Source organism: Pseudoalteromonas sp. MER144-MNA-CIBAN-0113, assembly GCF_040308965.1.
In the GTDB taxonomy this organism is placed as follows: domain Bacteria; phylum Pseudomonadota; class Gammaproteobacteria; order Enterobacterales; family Alteromonadaceae; genus Pseudoalteromonas; species Pseudoalteromonas tetraodonis.
The window spans coordinates 60,651-75,227 of sequence record NZ_JBEOOG010000011.1 but is presented as its reverse complement, the minus strand read 5'-3'; the positions used below and the strand labels follow the sequence as shown (position 1 = coordinate 75,227).

Below are 14,577 nucleotides of genomic sequence, written 5' to 3'. Positions count from 1 at the left end.
ACGTTTTTGACGAATTCTTTTAATTGTTGATTAATATTGAAATTTTATTCTATCAACACAGAAATGGATCACAGCCACACTTATACAGCATATGCGTTTTAGGTTGTGTTATGTTTGTTATTCCCATTTATATAGAGGCCGGTGTATGCGGATTTGAGTCACCTGCAGCACAATATACAGAGCTTGGCGTTTCACTTGATGAGTTATTAATAAAGCATCCTGATGCCACGTTTATTGGGATAGCGTCTGGGTGCTCTATGCAAGAAATTGGTATTTTTGAGGGCGACTTACTGTTGGTTGACCGTGCAGAAATACCAAAAGATGGCGATGTTATTGTGGCTAACTTAAATGGTTTATTTGTATGTAAGCTGCTTGATAAGACCAATGCACGCTTGCTATCAGCCTCTTCTGCTTATAAGCCGGTGCAATTGACTGAGTCAGATGAGTTTCAGCTTGAAGGTGTGGTAACTCGCTCTATTAGGCTGCATCGCCAGAGTCCTGAGTTACTTTCATGTATGCCTTAGTTGATGCCGTTGCTTTTTATGCCAGTGCAGAAAAAGTATTTGATCCGGCTATTCGCTCAAAACCTGTGGTGGTGCTTACCAATAACGACGGTTGTGTGTGTGCGGTCTGCCCAATTGCGCGTAAGCTTAATATTCCTAAATTTGGCCCTTACTTTAAAGTTAAGCAGTTACTAGAACAAAACAATGTGGTTGTACGCTCTAGTAACTATGAACTATACGCTAATTTAAGCGACCGGATGATGAGTGTAATTGGCCGCTTTTGTGACACCCAGCATGTTTACAGTATCGATGAATCGTTTTTACACTTTAATGGTTATCAACCTTTAATTAACGATTGGCAAGCATATGGGCAACTAATTAGGCGTACTGTATGGCGCGAAACCAAACTCCCTGTTGGGGTTGGCTTTGGGCCAACACCGACCTTAGCCAAAGCCGCTAACCATGCAGCTAAAAAACTAACTGGCTTTAATGGTGTTGCAGTGATTGACGATGAAGTAAGTCGCCGCACTATTTTGCAACGAATGCACTGCCAAGATGTTTGGGGGGTGGGCAAACGTTTAGCTAAAAAGCTGGCTCTCATGGACATTCATACCGCGTGGCAACTGGCTGAGCAAAGCCCAAAAACAATTCGCCGCCAATTTAGTGTGGTGCTTGAGCGCACAATTAACGAGCTCAACGGCATTACCTGTTTAAACTGGGATGATGTACGCCAAGATAAACAAGCTATTTTTTCAACTCGTAGTTTTGGTCAGCGACTTTGCGACCCCGATGCAGTTAAAACCGCCCTAATAAATCATGCTAGTGTAGTTGCACAAAAATTAAGAGCGCAACAGTCGCTAACTCATCGTATTTATATTTTTGCTGCCAGCTCATCACATGAACACGCCTTTTATAAAAAGTCAGTTATGCATCAATTTGATCCGCCTACTAACGATACTCGCGTTATGGCCAATGCGGTATCAAAGAGTTTTGAGCAAATATATCAACCGGGAATTCGATTTTATAAATGTGGTGTGGGCGCATTAGAGCTCAGCCCGCAGCAGTTTCAACAACATCATTTATTTGATAAGCAAACCGATAACCCGCAGTTAATGAGCTGTTTAGATGCTATTAATCATAGATACGGTAAAGGAATGCTTAGCGTGGCGAGCAGCCAATTAAATGATCATTGGCATATGAACAGGGCTTTTTTATCGCCGCAATACACGACTCGTTGGCGTGATATTCCAAAAATACAGTGTTAGTCGGCAACTTTAATAAATTCACATTCTACACTCGGATTGTCCAATGTGTATTTAAGCGTGTTGCTGGTTAAAAAAGTAATGCTTTGTTTAATCGCTCCTTCATGGATAGGATTATCACAGCGGCTCATGCGTAAGCTATTTTCTAGGCCATCTGTTTTATATTTTAGCGAGCTGGTAATAAAACAATAATTTGGTTTTTCAATGGTACGAGTACCATTGTGTAATGAGTTAAACAAAATCTCTTTGCCTAAGCTAAAACCTTGCTCAGGATCTTCAGGGTTATTAAATTGTAATCGGCTATTAGTACATAACCCAGAATTACTGGAGGTCACTTCGTAATTACCCAGCTTAGTTTGTAACAGCGGAATAAAGCGAGTTTTATTACTTGGGCCTGCCACTGCATAACAGCTAAAAAGGCTTATGGTAAGTAAAACCAGTGTGAAAAATTTCATTATAGGCTCTATCCTCGTGTATCAAATATGATCAAGCACTGTGACTATGCTTAGCTATTTCTAACTATAACAGAGATTTACTATAAAAGGTGTGAAGTCGTTATACCATAAACACGTCTTTAAACTGTATTTAAAAATACGTAGCTCACAGCAAATACGATTACATTTTAAAACAGTTCAGTTAGTGAAATAAGAGGATGTGAAGGATAGCGCAAGCTGGATCAAAACCTAAGCAACATAAAATGCATTACTCATAAACCCTAAGTAATGCATTTATAGTCAAAAGTGGGCGATTACTGCCAATACTTAGCAAATAATTGCGGGTAATTTTGTTTTAAAAACTTAGGTTTGTCTTTAAAGCGCTTACCTTTAGGTTGTTCAAGCCCTGAGGGGATAAAGGGTAACTCATCGTCATTACGTTCTTCATATAATAAACCTGCAATTAGGTCATACTCATCTAAATACGGGTAAGGTTGCTCGTTTAAAAAATAAAGTGGTGTGCACTGTGCAAGGCTATCGGGGTTTTCTAACGCTGCTTTAAATACCGCTTCACCCCGAGAAATTAGCCAACAACGAAATTCAGAAAAACCATATTCATCATTACAACCAGCCATTACAAACGCCGCACCAAATAAATCCCAAGTATAACTTTGGCGCATACAAATACTAAACTGTTTATCAAATTCAATAAGCTGCTCGTCGGATAAATCACTCAATGCAGCCTTAAGGGATTGGCATACAGACTCAGGCTCTGCGGTTCTGTCGTTTACAGTTACCAATCGCCAAAAATCAGTTAAGGTTAAATCGCTCATGCAATGATCTCTTTTACCCGACCTACTTGACCATCTTCTAACTGTACTTTAATACCGTGCGGATGATTAGGTGACTTAGTTAATAAGCGCGACACTATACCATTGGTTAAAGTACCACTGCGTTGATCTTGTTTAAGCACAATATTAACCTCAGTGCCGGGTGTTATTTGTGAACGTGTTGGAACAGCCATATATAATCTCTTTTGCTATTTTTGGGGATTATAGCCTGCTTAATAAAATCACTCCATATTAAAGCTTTTAAAGGCCCTATAAATGCCTAATTCAAGCTAATGTGAAGAATAAACAAAACCCATCGTACACATTATGGCTGCTTAGAAAATGAAATGGCATTGGCTTTAATATGTATGTTCAAGCTGGCTAACGCATTACAAATAAGCTGCTCAATGTAATAAAGCTGATTTTTTTGTTTAGCCTGCTCTAGTGCAATATCATCAATAAAATAACAACTTACTTTAAACTTAGAAGGTAAATTGTTTAAGTCTGCTGAATGGGTAAGAAAGCTAAAGTCCTTCACAGTATCTTTTATTTGCTCACAAGCGAGCGTTAACTGCTGACGAATACGTTTATCTAGCTGCTTTTGGGTTTTGGTCATCGTTTATTGCTGCTCGCGAGCTTGTTGTTCTTTAAATTCTTTGTAACTGTCTTGCTGTTGTTTAACACACTCATGGTATTCCTTATCTGCCATGTAGCTGCATTCACCCAACCGCGCTGATTGAATTTCATGGTAGCGGCTATCGCTGCTACATCCCGCTAACACCAATAATGCGGATAACGAAAATAGATATTTTAACTTATTATTTAACATTCAAAATTCCTACTATTTTAACGGGAAAACTACTGATTTTCGTTATTTTTGCTGTATATTGCACTGGTTTTGTATTTATAACCGTTAAGGGCACGTTATGATGTTGTCGCAGTTACAAGAGCTGTTCCAGCGTATCGATAAAAGTAAACTATTTCAATCATTTGTTATTGCAGTTATTGTTGTTTCTGCATTGACCGTGGGGGCACATACTTATTCATTGCACCCAACCGCCGAACTCGTTCTACATTGGATGGATATAGGCATAACGGTGTTTTTCTTAATTGAACTGATTATTCGCTATATTGCCAGCAAAGGTATCAAGGACTTTTTCTCCAAAGGTTGGAACATTTTTGACTTCATTATCGTGATCGGAAGTTTATACCCCGCGGCAGGCTCTACTATTTTTATTGCTCGACTGCTGCGTATTTTCCGCGTGTTACGATTAGTCTCAATGATCCCAGAACTGCGCTTATTAGTAAATTCGCTAATTAAAGCAATACCGCAAATGGGCTACATCGCACTACTCATGTTCGTTATATTTTATATTTATGCCGCCACTGGCAGTATGTTGTTTGCTGATATAAATCCGGTACTTTGGGGCGATGTGTCTATTTCTATGCTCACCCTGTTTAGAATAGCCACCTTTGAAGATTGGACTGACGTCATGTACGAAACCATGGCCGTGTACAAATTAAGTTGGATTTTTTACCTAACCTTTATCTTTTTAACTGCATTTGTGTTTTTAAATATGATGGTTGGTGCTATTTTAGAAGTGATGAGTGAAGAGCATCGCAATGCACGAGAAGAGCAAGCCAATATAGACTCACTCCCTGCCACCCAAGGCCAAGTAAACGAATTAAAAGCACAACTAGCAGAGTTAAAAGAACTACTTAAAAATAAGTAGCAGGGATAAAAAGGGCATGTATTTGCTTGCCCTTACACTTTAAATTTACCCACCAACCCCGTTAAAATTGACGAAAGACGATTCATTTCGTTGCCGTTCTCACTGGTGGTCACGGCAATATCACTCACCTCATCAGCCGCATTTTTAATTTCAGTAACATTGCGGTTTATATCTTCAGCTACATGTTGTTGCTCTTCAGCAGCGGTGGCTATTTGGGTATTTAAATCGCTAATATGAACGATAGATGCAGTGATTTCACTAAATTGTTGCTGCGCCGAATGCGCAAGCTCGACAGTTTTATTAGTGGTTTCTATACTGCGTTGCATATCTTTAGAAACTTTAGATGACATAGTGCGTAGTTTATCAAGCTGTGAAGCCACTTCTTCGGTTGACTCAGCGGTTCGTTGCGATAACGCGCGCACTTCGTCGGCCACCACAGCAAAGCCGCGTCCGTGCTCACCGGCACGTGCAGCTTCTATTGCAGCATTTAAGGCCAATAAGTTAGTTTGTTCTGAAATACCGCGAATAACACTGAGTATCGACATAATGTTTTCGCTTTCAGTATCTAGCTGAGTAATATCTGCTGAGGCATTGTTTATTACCTCACATAGCTGAACCACACTTTCCACAGTTTGTGTAATAACCGATTGCCCCAAGTCTGATGCTTGCTGTGTTTGAACAGCCAAATCCGCTGCATTTGCACAACTGCTAGACACTTCGTTTGCGGTGGCAGCCATTTCATTAATAGCCGTAGCTGCCATCTCTAAAGCTTGTTGCTGTTGGCTGGTGGAGCTTGTTAATTGTGCCGCTTGCGATGAGGTTTGTGATGAGGTTTTACTTACATTTTGCGCGCACTCATTAATTTGAGTTACCAGCTCGCTGATCAAGTTTAAAAATAAATTAAAGCTATTAGCCAGTTTAGCGGTTTCATCTTTGGTTTTTATTGTTAAGCGTTGGGTTAAATCACCGCCACCATGCGATATTTCAGTTAAGCCATCACTCACTTCAACAATAGGGGCTGATATTAATTTAGAAATATAACTCGCTATAGCAACAAATACGGCAATTAAGATCGCACTAATAACCAATATGGTATAAGCCATGGTATTCGCCGTGCTCATCACTTCGGCTTTCTCTACTACCCCAATAAACTTCCAGCCTAAGGTAGCAGAGGTATGAATATTAGCCATATATTGTTTACCATCTATCTCTACATCAAACAGCCCTTGGGTATTTTTAGCTAAGTCGGCGTATTTTCCCCCCTCAAGATCTGCTAAGTTTTTAAATCGGTAATCTGGGTGTTTAACATCCACCAGCACACTGCCACTATCTTCAATCAACATTAAATAACCGGTTTCGCCTAATTTAATATCGGCAATAATATCGGTAAGCCCGCCTAATGATACATCCATTCCTTGGGCGCCAATTAATTGCCCGTTATCAATAATCGCTTTAACCGTAGATACAATAACTAAATCATCAGCGGCCCAATAATAGGCATTAGTTCGCGTTGTTTTACCATTAGCCGCTTTTGCTGCCATATACCAGGGGCGCTCGCGCGGATCATAATTGGCGTTTACTTTCCCCATGGGCCATTGAATATACCCCCCTTGTTCGTTTCCCATGTAAATATAAGCAAGTCCAGGGTGTGTTTGGCCAAAATGGTCAAACAAGCTATATGCAGCTTGCTCTGTTGGGCTTTGATTAGGATGGTTAAGCGCTCATCTAAATACAATAAATTTACTTGTGCTTATTACTCTATCCGAATAATCATTATGATATTGAACTATAATTGGTTTAACGGAACTTTAAGGTAGCTTATGCCGTTATCTTCAGCGGGAGGTGGGTTGCCAGCTCTAATATTCATTTGAATAGCAGGTAAAATTAAGCGAGGCATAGGTAATTCTTCGTCACGGCTATCGCGCATTTGAACAAACTGCTCTTTGCTTATTTTAGTATTTACATGAATATTTGTTTCTTTTTGTTCTTTTACTGTGACCGCAAAACGGTGATTTCGCTTTTCAGTCGGATAATCATGGCATACATAAATTGTTGCCTCATCGGGCATCAAGAGTAGTTTTTGGATTGAATCGTATAATGTTTCAGAGCTACCACCAGGAAAGTCGCACCTTGCAGTGCCTACGTCAGGCATAAAAATCGTATCACCAACAAACATGGCCTCTTCATTTATAATGTAAACTAAGTCGGCGGGTGTATGCCCCGGTGTGTGCATTACTCGTATTGATAACTGGCCAACATTAAAACTATCTCCATCTTTTAATAGTCGGTCAAAATCAGCCCCATTGGGTAAAAATTCTTTTTCAAGATTAAATAGCGCCTTAAAGCTTTGTTGTACCGTTTTGATATGTTCACCTATGGCGATTTTAGCACCAAAGTGTTTTTTTAAATAAGGAGCTGCAGAGATATGATCGGCATGAGCATGTGTTTCGAGAACCCACTCTAATGAAAGAGAATGGCTTTGAAGGTACTCGCCGATTTTTTTGGCGCCTGATTCACAGCTGCGACCTGATTTATAATCAAAATTTAAAACGGGATCAATCAAGATTGCTTGCTGAGAGTTACTATCAGAAACAACATAACTAAAGGTTTCGCTATCGTCATCAAGAAATGTGTGAACATGAAATTTACTGTGCATAATATTCTCCAATAAGTCTGAACTCATCACTTGAATTAATAAAAATGACCGGAAGCAATAATATAAATGTTGGTAAAGGCCATGAAGATATTAGCGATTTAATTATTAAATAAAAAGGGCTAGCAAATGCTAACCCTCAAAGTAAATATTATTTATTATCAACAATAATACGTAACATACGACGCAGTGGCTCTGCTGCGCCCCATAAAAGCTGATCGCCTACGGTAAAAGCGCTAATATATTTTGGCCCCATGGCGAGTTTGCGAATACGGCCAACAGGTATACTTAACGTACCGGTGACTTTAACTGGGGTTAAGTCGGTACTGGTAATGTCACGCTCATTAGGAATTACTTTAACCCACTCATTGTGCGAGGCTAAAATGTCTTCTATTTTTTCTACGCTAATGTCTTCACGTAATTTAATGGTCATCGCTTGGCTATGACAACGCATTGCACCAATGCGTACACATAAACCATCAATAGGCACAGGTTGTTTAGATGAGCCTAAGATTTTGTTGGCTTCAACTTGCGCTTTCCACTCTTCTTTTGATTGACCGCTTGGCATAGGCACATCAATCCATGGAATTAAGCTACCCGCCAGTGGCACACCAAACTGGTCTTGTGGCAAATCGCTTGATGCCATTTTTTCGCTGACTATTTTATCAATTTCTAAAATAGCTGAACTTGGGTTATCTAGTTGCTGTGCAACACTTGCATGAATAGCCCCCATTTGAGCTATGAGTTCTTTCATATTGCGTGCACCCGCGCCCGATGCTGCTTGGTAAGTCATTGGGGTTACCCATTCGATTAGGTCTTGCTCAAATAAACCACCCAGCGCTAGTAGCATAAGTGAAACCGTGCAGTTACCACCTACAAAGGTTTTAACGCCTTGCTCTAGCCCTTGTTCAATGACATCTTTGTTAACAGGGTCAAGTACGATAATACTGTCGTCACTCATACGCAGTGCAGAGGCTGCATCTATCCAATAGCCATCCCAACCTGATTCACGTAATTTTGGATACACCGCATTGGTATAATCGCCACCCTGACAGGTAACAATAATGTCCATTTTTGCAAGCTCAGAAATATCGCTGGCATCTAAAAGCGGTTTAGCTGCACCCGCTAAATCAGGGCCAAGTTGGCCGGTTTGTGAGGTGGTAAAAAAAGTGGTGTCGATATGAGCAAAATCATTTTCTTGTTGCATACGCTCTAGTAATACAGAGCCAACCATGCCCCGCCATCCGACTAATCCTACTTTTTTCATTGTTTGTTCCACTGTTTGAGTCATAAGAAATACCTAATTCATTAAAAATTAAAATTCATTGCGTGAGATTTAATTTTTAGAACAGTTAATCTAGCACCCTATACCCTGCAAAACTAGTCAATAACAGCTAACTTAAAATTATTTCATATGCTTTTTTTAATTCTGAAATTAATAACGGCACAAAAAAAGCCCTACACAAGGTAGGGCAATTATTGTAAGTTTTTATATTCGCCTTCCTAGGCTATTTTGAATTAGAACTGATATTTGTACTCAACAGAGAACTCAGTCCCTTTTTCTTTTGAGCGAGTTAGCGTACCAGCAGATTCAATTTCTGATTTTTGCCCCAAAATATTAAGCACTTTAAACTTAATACTTGAGTTAAAATCAGGGTAGTAAGTATAATTCAAATCAACTGAGTGGAATGGCTGTTCCATCCAATCATCTTGCCCTTCTATACCAGGGATAATAATACGCTCACCAAATACGTTATAAACCAATGTTGCAGCATGTTCACCTGATGGTGCATCATAGCCAAGCTGCATATTCACAACATATTTAGAATGTCCCGTTAAACGACGTTTAGTATTAGTGATCGCCGCAGATACACCAGTTTGATCAACAATAGCTTGACGGTCTAGGTTTATCTCAGAATCACTGAGTGTAACATTACCACTCATAAATACATCTTGCCAAAAACCACCTAAGAAAGTGAAATCTTTAAGATAATCAAACTCAACGCCGGCAACATAGCCATCTTCAGCATTGGCAATACGTACAAGTGGCGGTCCATCTTGAGAAGGAGATTGCACCGACTCAATTGGATCAATCATGTCTTTATAAAACAGACCAACAGAGAAGTTTTCACCAGTATCAAAGTAGTTTTCCCAGCGGAAATCGTAATTTTTGATTTGCGTTGTACGTAATCCAGGCGTACCGCCAACAGGATATTCAGTTAACGGATCAATGTAAGTAGATTCAGATATCTCACGTAAATCAGGACGTACAACCGTTTCACCGTAGCTTAAACGCCATTGTGTTTGGTCGTCCTGAATATAAGTGAATGCAAGCGCACCATAAATATCATCTTCTTGAAACGCTAAGTTACCTAAATCATCATAATCGATTGAAGGATCTAAGCCACCAGTAAACGGGTCAAGTGGCACTGACACTTGCCTGAAATCTTCCCAACGTAAGCCACCTGTCAAACGCCATTTATTATTGAAGAAAAAATCAGCTTCAAAATAATAAGCATCTGTTTTTTGTGCTGAGCGGTAATCATCACCTGCAAACGTTGTATCATTAAGTATGGGTAGATTTAGTTCTGCGTTAGCTATTGCATCATCAGAAAGAATCGTATTCAGCTCATTGCCATTTAAATCAAGGTCTTTAAATGCGCGAGTGTTTATGTCAAAGCGACGATTCGAAGCTGAGCGCTCTTTAGAGACATAATCAGCACCTGATTTTAATTCTATATCCAAACCATCTAACATGATTGGAAAAGTAAAATTAAACCCGTAGTTTTCTACTTCATCATTAAGGTCTTGGAATGTATAACGAGCAGCCGTTGTGGCATTGGTTAATGCGATTTCATTAACTAAATCATAATTACCATCTTCGTTTGCATCATTTACAATGAACCGCGTCTGCATATTTCCTGGTGCATAACGGTTTGAGCGGCCGTTTGAGTATTTCCAATCAAAACCTGCATAGTTAAGAAAATCGAATGTATGCATGCCTTTGATTTGGTTTACTATTAACTCTCTCTCTTCATACCTTACATCGTAAGAACGAATACGCTTATTATCAGACTGGTTATTATTCTCATCAATACCTAGACGATCACGAATTTTATCTTCGGTGTCGCGTAAAATCAGCGTACTAAGGTCAATGCGATGAGCATTATTATACTCAATACCAAAGTTTACCATTCCAGACATTTTCACATTATGCTCAGTGGCAATGATTTTATCGTAACCACGCACCATAGCAGCACTGTTCTCACCTAAACGGAAGTCTTCGCCTTGGTACTCTTCGCCAACAAAATATTTGTTATCATAGCTAACCGCTGATAAAAAGCCGTAACGCCAATCACCTGACTCAAAACTATTACCCAGTGTTGCTGTAAACTTAGTATTGGGGTTTACACTTGTTGCTTGCGGGTCATAATCACGGTTTAAATCAAGTGCTAAAGCACGACTTTGCTCTGGTGTGAGATCATCTAATGATTGCCCAGAGTTATAAATATCCATGATTGAATCTGGTATTTCACGGGTGCCATCATCAACACCATACCAGTCATTCGAGCCGCCATTGTACTCAATGCCATCATCAAAGTTATTGGTGTTATAACCAAGCTGACCTGATACATCAAAAACAAATTGGTCTGGAATGCTTTTTAAGCGTATATCCACATTACCACCACCAAAAGAGGCTGGCATAGAAGGAGAATAAGACTTTTGCACAGACAAACTTTCAATAATTCCTGATGGAAATAAATCAAGCGGGATGACTGAGCGGGTCGGATCAGGACTTGGCACTGCTGCACCATTTAACTGAGTACTTGAATAGCGCTCACCTAAACCACGTACATAAATAAATTTACCATCGACTAAAGTTAAACCCGTTACACGGCGTAACGCAGATGCCGCATCACTATCGCCACTACGGGATATTTGGTCAGCACCCATAATATCGGCAACAAATGCTTGTTGTTTTCGCTCTTCAAGCACGGCTGTTGCAGTGCCTTTTAAACGACTTGCGCTAACCACAACCTCCTCAAGTACAGCCTCATCTTCGGCTTCAGCAGCATGTGCTGAAACGCTTAAACTACATAAAATTGCTGCGGAAAGTGTGGATAAGCAAAACTTTTTAGAAAACTGTTTCATGTTTACCTCTATCTGAAATAAGTTACAGAAAGTGTTAAAAAAGGTACTAGTACTATGTGCTAGCACCCATTCTTACTGTGTTATTCCAGACCTACTGTCCAGCCAGCTGTCCAGTCATTATCACTCGATACAGCACCAATATGTGATGTAGTATCGAAGAAGCTATCTACAGCGTTTACATCTGTAGGAGTTGTTATATCAATAGTATAGATACCATTAACTACGTCAGTTTGTCCTGATGCTACTAAGTTACCTAACGTCGCTGTCCACCAGTTTTCTACGCTAAAATCAACACCACTTGGGTCTTTGAAGTTCTCAGAACAGGCGATAACCGATGACTTAATCGTTAAGGTGCCATCTTGTGCATTTTTAACTGTTTCACTTTCAGTAAATATTGGTGCACCATTTTCATCTACTGGAATACCTTCAACCTCTAGACACTCACCCATGCCTACTGGGCCTGTTACAATCGTGTTATAGATTTGCGCACCCGTTCCCTCACGGAAGTACATGCCTTCACCGTCATCTTCACCTTTAAAGGTATTACCAATAATGGTTAAGTTAGCAATCATTGGATTTGATTTAGGCATTTTAGATGGTGTTTTACCGTCATTATCGGCTTCTATACCACGGTTAGCATCTGAGTTATCTGCAGCTTGCTTAACAAGGATGTGCTGAAGCTTACCTTGGAAACCATTATCCCAATCGATGCTGTCATCTTGAATACTAGTTAGCACAAGGTATTTAGCCTGCACATTACCACCAAAGAACTCAACACCGTCATCAGCATTTTGATGAACTTGTAAATACTCTACAGTAGTACCAGAACCCACAGCACCAAACGTAATACCGTTAATTTCATTACCAGGTGACAGTAAGTAGCCGCCATTCATAACGCGAACATAACGTAATGTTCCAGAATTATCTGCAGTGTCAGTACCACCAAAAACAGCACCGGCTTCAACACCTTCAACTTGTAGCGCACACTCGCCTGTTTCTGGACATTTATTAGATGGCGCATTACCTAGTAGTACTAAACCGCCCCATTGACCTGCTGCCGTTGCTTGACCAGCAACATCTTGACTTGAAGTAAATGAAATAGGCTTATCTTTAGTACCGTTGGCTTCAATTTTAGAGCCACGGCTAATGACAATATAATCTTTACCGTTACGACCATAAACAGTAACGCCAGGCTCGACAGTTAGAGTTGCAGAGTCAGCATTATCATTACCAACAAAAACAGCGCCATCAACTGCGTATAAGTTACCCGCTGTTAATGTTAAGTCTGACGTTATACGGCCAGATATTTCACATGTTGTCGTTACGTTATCCGCTGGTGAAATTGAAGTAGTACCTGCAGGACAACCAGCAACTGCAGCAGGTGCTGTCACTTCTCCACCACCATAACCAAATGCCCAACCTTCACGCCAATCGTCAGAATCATTTAGAGCACCGACAAAATCAACCGTATCAAAGAAGGCATCAACCGTATTAGCAACATCTTGTCCTGCACCTAGTAGTGGCGAACCAGCAATTGGTTGACCATTCACACCAAGCATAGGCTTGTCGTTGATCACATTACCTGTTTGTTGACTAAACCAAGACTCAAGCGCAAGCAACGTAGAACCGTCAGCACCTTTTGGATCTTTAAAATTCTCACCATTGGTACATGACATAAAGGTGTTTTGCATCAAAATAGTGCCATCATTAGCATTATTAACGGTTTCACTATCAGAGAATAATGCATCTCCGTTATCATCCAGCGCAATACCTTCTAATTCTAAGCACTCGCCCATTTCATCAGAGCCTGTGATCACTGAATTATATAAATGTAAGCCGGTACCTTCACGCAGGTAAATGCCTTCGGCTTCATCTTCACCTTTAAAGTTATTACCAATAATGGTTAAGTTTGAAATAATAGGCAAAGACTTAGGCTCTTTTGATGGCGTTTTACCATCGTTATCGGCTTCAATACCGCGGTTAGCATCAGTCGAATTTTTATCTTGCTCAACATACACAAACTGCATTTTACCTTGATAACCGTTATCCCAATCAATACTGTCATCGTCGATGCTCGTTAAAACAACATGCTTTAAGTTAACTGCACCACCGAAAAACTCAACACCGTCATCAGAGTTATTATGTACTTGCAAGTAATCAACGGTAGTACCTGAACCTACGGCACCAAAGGTAATACCGTTTAGCTCATTACCGGTTGAAAGCTCGTAACCAGCGTTTTTAACAACAACATATTTTAACGTACCAGAGCTATCCGCATTATCAGTACCGCCAAATACCGCACCTGCTTCCACACCTTCAACTTGCAGTGCACAATCACCTTCAGCAGGGCATTTATTTGAAATACCATTCCCAAGTAAAACCATGCCGCCCCATTGTCCAGAGGCTGTTGTTTCGCCCATTACATCTTGTTTTGATGTGAAAATGATAGGGTCGCTTTTGGTCCCTGTCGCTTCAATTTTAGAATCACGGCTTACGACTAAGTAATCAGACCCATTGTTACCAAAAATAACGGCTCCAGGTTCAATGGTAAGGGTTGCGCTATCTGCTTTATCTTTACCTACAAACACAGCGCCATCTAATGCCCAAAATGCATCCGTCGTTAATGTCGTATCTTCAGTGATTTCACCTGAAAGCACTTGCACTTTTACTTCACCACCCAAGGCAGCTGAAGCTTCAGTAGAAAGACTTTGACTATATTCACCTGGAAGATCAGTTGGCACTGGTGGTGTAGGTGGTGTAGGTGGTGCTACTGTTTCTTCAACATTAATATTAATATCACCACCGCCACAACCAGCGAGTGTAATTGCAGAAGCCAAAAGGCTGATCTTAAATAAACCAGATAATTTCATTGTTCACTCCGTTAAGATATTTAATTATTTTATTAGCGCATTAAGTAAAAACCCAAGTCACGTTAAAACACGAAAGTCATGCTTTAAGATCACTTGAGTTTTTCAACGAGCACTACCTTACGGGAGCTATGTGACAATAC

13 protein-coding genes and 1 pseudogene are annotated in these 14,577 nt (G+C 40.2%); 3 read left to right on the top strand and 11 right to left on the bottom strand.

Going from position 1 to position 14,577, the window contains the following annotated elements; genetic code table 11:
- Positions 1 to 110: 110 nt before the first annotated feature.
- Both AAEY57_RS04745 and AAEY57_RS04740 read left to right on the top strand, forming a co-directional pair.
- A complete protein-coding gene (locus AAEY57_RS04745) occupies positions 111 to 524 on the top strand; it encodes a LexA family protein (protein WP_013463339.1) in 414 nt (137 codons plus the stop codon).
- Positions 512 to 1,768: a Y-family DNA polymerase gene (locus AAEY57_RS04740; RefSeq protein ID WP_008468095.1), complete on the top strand. Its 1,257-nt coding sequence runs from the start codon at positions 512 to 514 to the stop codon at positions 1,766 to 1,768. Before AAEY57_RS04745 ends, AAEY57_RS04740 begins: the two co-directional genes overlap by 13 nt.
- Here the strand turns inward: AAEY57_RS04740 and AAEY57_RS04735 are convergent.
- From AAEY57_RS04735 to AAEY57_RS04715, 5 genes are all read right to left on the bottom strand, one after another.
- Positions 1,765 to 2,220, bottom strand: coding sequence for a hypothetical protein (locus AAEY57_RS04735; protein WP_350606639.1), 456 nt, complete (start codon positions 2,218 to 2,220; stop codon positions 1,765 to 1,767). The genes AAEY57_RS04740 and AAEY57_RS04735 overlap by 4 nt on opposite strands.
- Positions 2,221 to 2,513: 293 nt before the next feature.
- Positions 2,514 to 3,032: a DUF4240 domain-containing protein gene (locus tag AAEY57_RS04730; RefSeq protein WP_024601008.1), complete on the bottom strand. Its 519-nt coding sequence runs from the start codon at positions 3,030 to 3,032 to the stop codon at positions 2,514 to 2,516.
- Entirely contained in the window at positions 3,029 to 3,223 is a 195-nt protein-coding gene (locus AAEY57_RS04725) for a YwbE family protein (protein WP_008468098.1), read from the bottom strand. Before AAEY57_RS04725 ends, AAEY57_RS04730 begins: the two co-directional genes overlap by 4 nt.
- Before the next feature lie 131 nt (positions 3,224 to 3,354).
- On the bottom strand, positions 3,355 to 3,645 hold the full coding sequence (locus AAEY57_RS04720; protein WP_350606637.1) for a hypothetical protein: 291 nt from the start codon (positions 3,643 to 3,645) through the stop codon (positions 3,355 to 3,357).
- Between the two features lie 3 nt (positions 3,646 to 3,648).
- Positions 3,649 to 3,858 carry a hypothetical protein gene (locus tag AAEY57_RS04715; protein WP_013463335.1) on the bottom strand — a complete coding sequence of 70 codons (210 nt, stop codon included), beginning with the start codon at positions 3,856 to 3,858 and terminating at the stop codon, positions 3,649 to 3,651.
- Between the two features lie 100 nt (positions 3,859 to 3,958).
- Here AAEY57_RS04715 and AAEY57_RS04710 point away from each other — a divergent pair, with 100 nt between their 5' ends.
- Entirely contained in the window at positions 3,959 to 4,762 is an 804-nt protein-coding gene (locus AAEY57_RS04710; RefSeq protein WP_350606642.1) for an ion transporter, read from the top strand.
- A gap of 32 nt (positions 4,763 to 4,794) precedes the next feature.
- On the opposite strand, the gene AAEY57_RS21415 is transcribed toward AAEY57_RS04710, so the two are convergent.
- From AAEY57_RS21415 to AAEY57_RS04685, 6 genes and pseudogenes are all read right to left on the bottom strand, one after another.
- The gene (locus tag AAEY57_RS21415; RefSeq protein WP_502935486.1) at positions 4,795 to 5,499 is read right to left on the bottom strand and encodes a methyl-accepting chemotaxis protein; all 705 of its coding nucleotides are present in this window, start codon (positions 5,497 to 5,499) and stop codon (positions 4,795 to 4,797) included.
- Between the two features lie 165 nt (positions 5,500 to 5,664).
- Positions 5,665 to 6,438, bottom strand: a pseudogene (locus AAEY57_RS21410) (cache domain-containing protein); the annotation flags it as partial.
- Between the two features lie 110 nt (positions 6,439 to 6,548).
- The gene (locus tag AAEY57_RS04700) at positions 6,549 to 7,418 is read right to left on the bottom strand and encodes an MBL fold metallo-hydrolase (RefSeq protein WP_350606632.1); all 870 of its coding nucleotides are present in this window, start codon (positions 7,416 to 7,418) and stop codon (positions 6,549 to 6,551) included.
- A gap of 148 nt (positions 7,419 to 7,566) precedes the next feature.
- Positions 7,567 to 8,706, bottom strand: coding sequence for an aspartate-semialdehyde dehydrogenase (asd, locus tag AAEY57_RS04695; RefSeq protein ID WP_350606629.1), 1,140 nt, complete (start codon positions 8,704 to 8,706; stop codon positions 7,567 to 7,569).
- A gap of 227 nt (positions 8,707 to 8,933) precedes the next feature.
- The gene (locus tag AAEY57_RS04690) at positions 8,934 to 11,567 is read right to left on the bottom strand and encodes a TonB-dependent receptor domain-containing protein (RefSeq protein ID WP_016900182.1); all 2,634 of its coding nucleotides are present in this window, start codon (positions 11,565 to 11,567) and stop codon (positions 8,934 to 8,936) included.
- 80 nt (positions 11,568 to 11,647) lie between these two features.
- Positions 11,648 to 14,437, bottom strand: coding sequence for a beta-helix domain-containing protein (locus AAEY57_RS04685; protein ID WP_008468060.1), 2,790 nt, complete (start codon positions 14,435 to 14,437; stop codon positions 11,648 to 11,650).
- Positions 14,438 to 14,577: the final 140 nt, after the last annotated feature.

Coding starts and splice junctions, on each gene's coding strand:
- AAEY57_RS21415 (WP_502935486.1), bottom strand. CDS start 5,499: ATGGCTGCCACCGCAAACGAAGTGTCTAGCAGTTGTGCAAATGCAGCG.
- AAEY57_RS04725 (WP_008468098.1), bottom strand. CDS start 3,223: ATGGCTGTTCCAACACGTTCACAAATAACACCCGGCACTGAGGTTAAT.
- AAEY57_RS04690 (WP_016900182.1), bottom strand. CDS start 11,567: ATGAAACAGTTTTCTAAAAAGTTTTGCTTATCCACACTTTCCGCAGCA.
- AAEY57_RS04745 (WP_013463339.1), top strand. CDS start 111: ATGTTTGTTATTCCCATTTATATAGAGGCCGGTGTATGCGGATTTGAG.
- AAEY57_RS04720 (WP_350606637.1), bottom strand. CDS start 3,645: ATGACCAAAACCCAAAAGCAGCTAGATAAACGTATTCGTCAGCAGTTA.
- AAEY57_RS04710 (WP_350606642.1), top strand. CDS start 3,959: ATGTTGTCGCAGTTACAAGAGCTGTTCCAGCGTATCGATAAAAGTAAA.
- asd (WP_350606629.1), bottom strand. CDS start 8,706: ATGACTCAAACAGTGGAACAAACAATGAAAAAAGTAGGATTAGTCGGA.
- AAEY57_RS04740 (WP_008468095.1), top strand. CDS start 512: ATGTATGCCTTAGTTGATGCCGTTGCTTTTTATGCCAGTGCAGAAAAA.
- AAEY57_RS04715 (WP_013463335.1), bottom strand. CDS start 3,858: ATGTTAAATAATAAGTTAAAATATCTATTTTCGTTATCCGCATTATTG.
- AAEY57_RS04685 (WP_008468060.1), bottom strand. CDS start 14,437: ATGAAATTATCTGGTTTATTTAAGATCAGCCTTTTGGCTTCTGCAATT.
- AAEY57_RS04735 (WP_350606639.1), bottom strand. CDS start 2,220: ATGAAATTTTTCACACTGGTTTTACTTACCATAAGCCTTTTTAGCTGT.
- AAEY57_RS04730 (WP_024601008.1), bottom strand. CDS start 3,032: ATGAGCGATTTAACCTTAACTGATTTTTGGCGATTGGTAACTGTAAAC.
- AAEY57_RS04700 (WP_350606632.1), bottom strand. CDS start 7,418: ATGCACAGTAAATTTCATGTTCACACATTTCTTGATGACGATAGCGAA.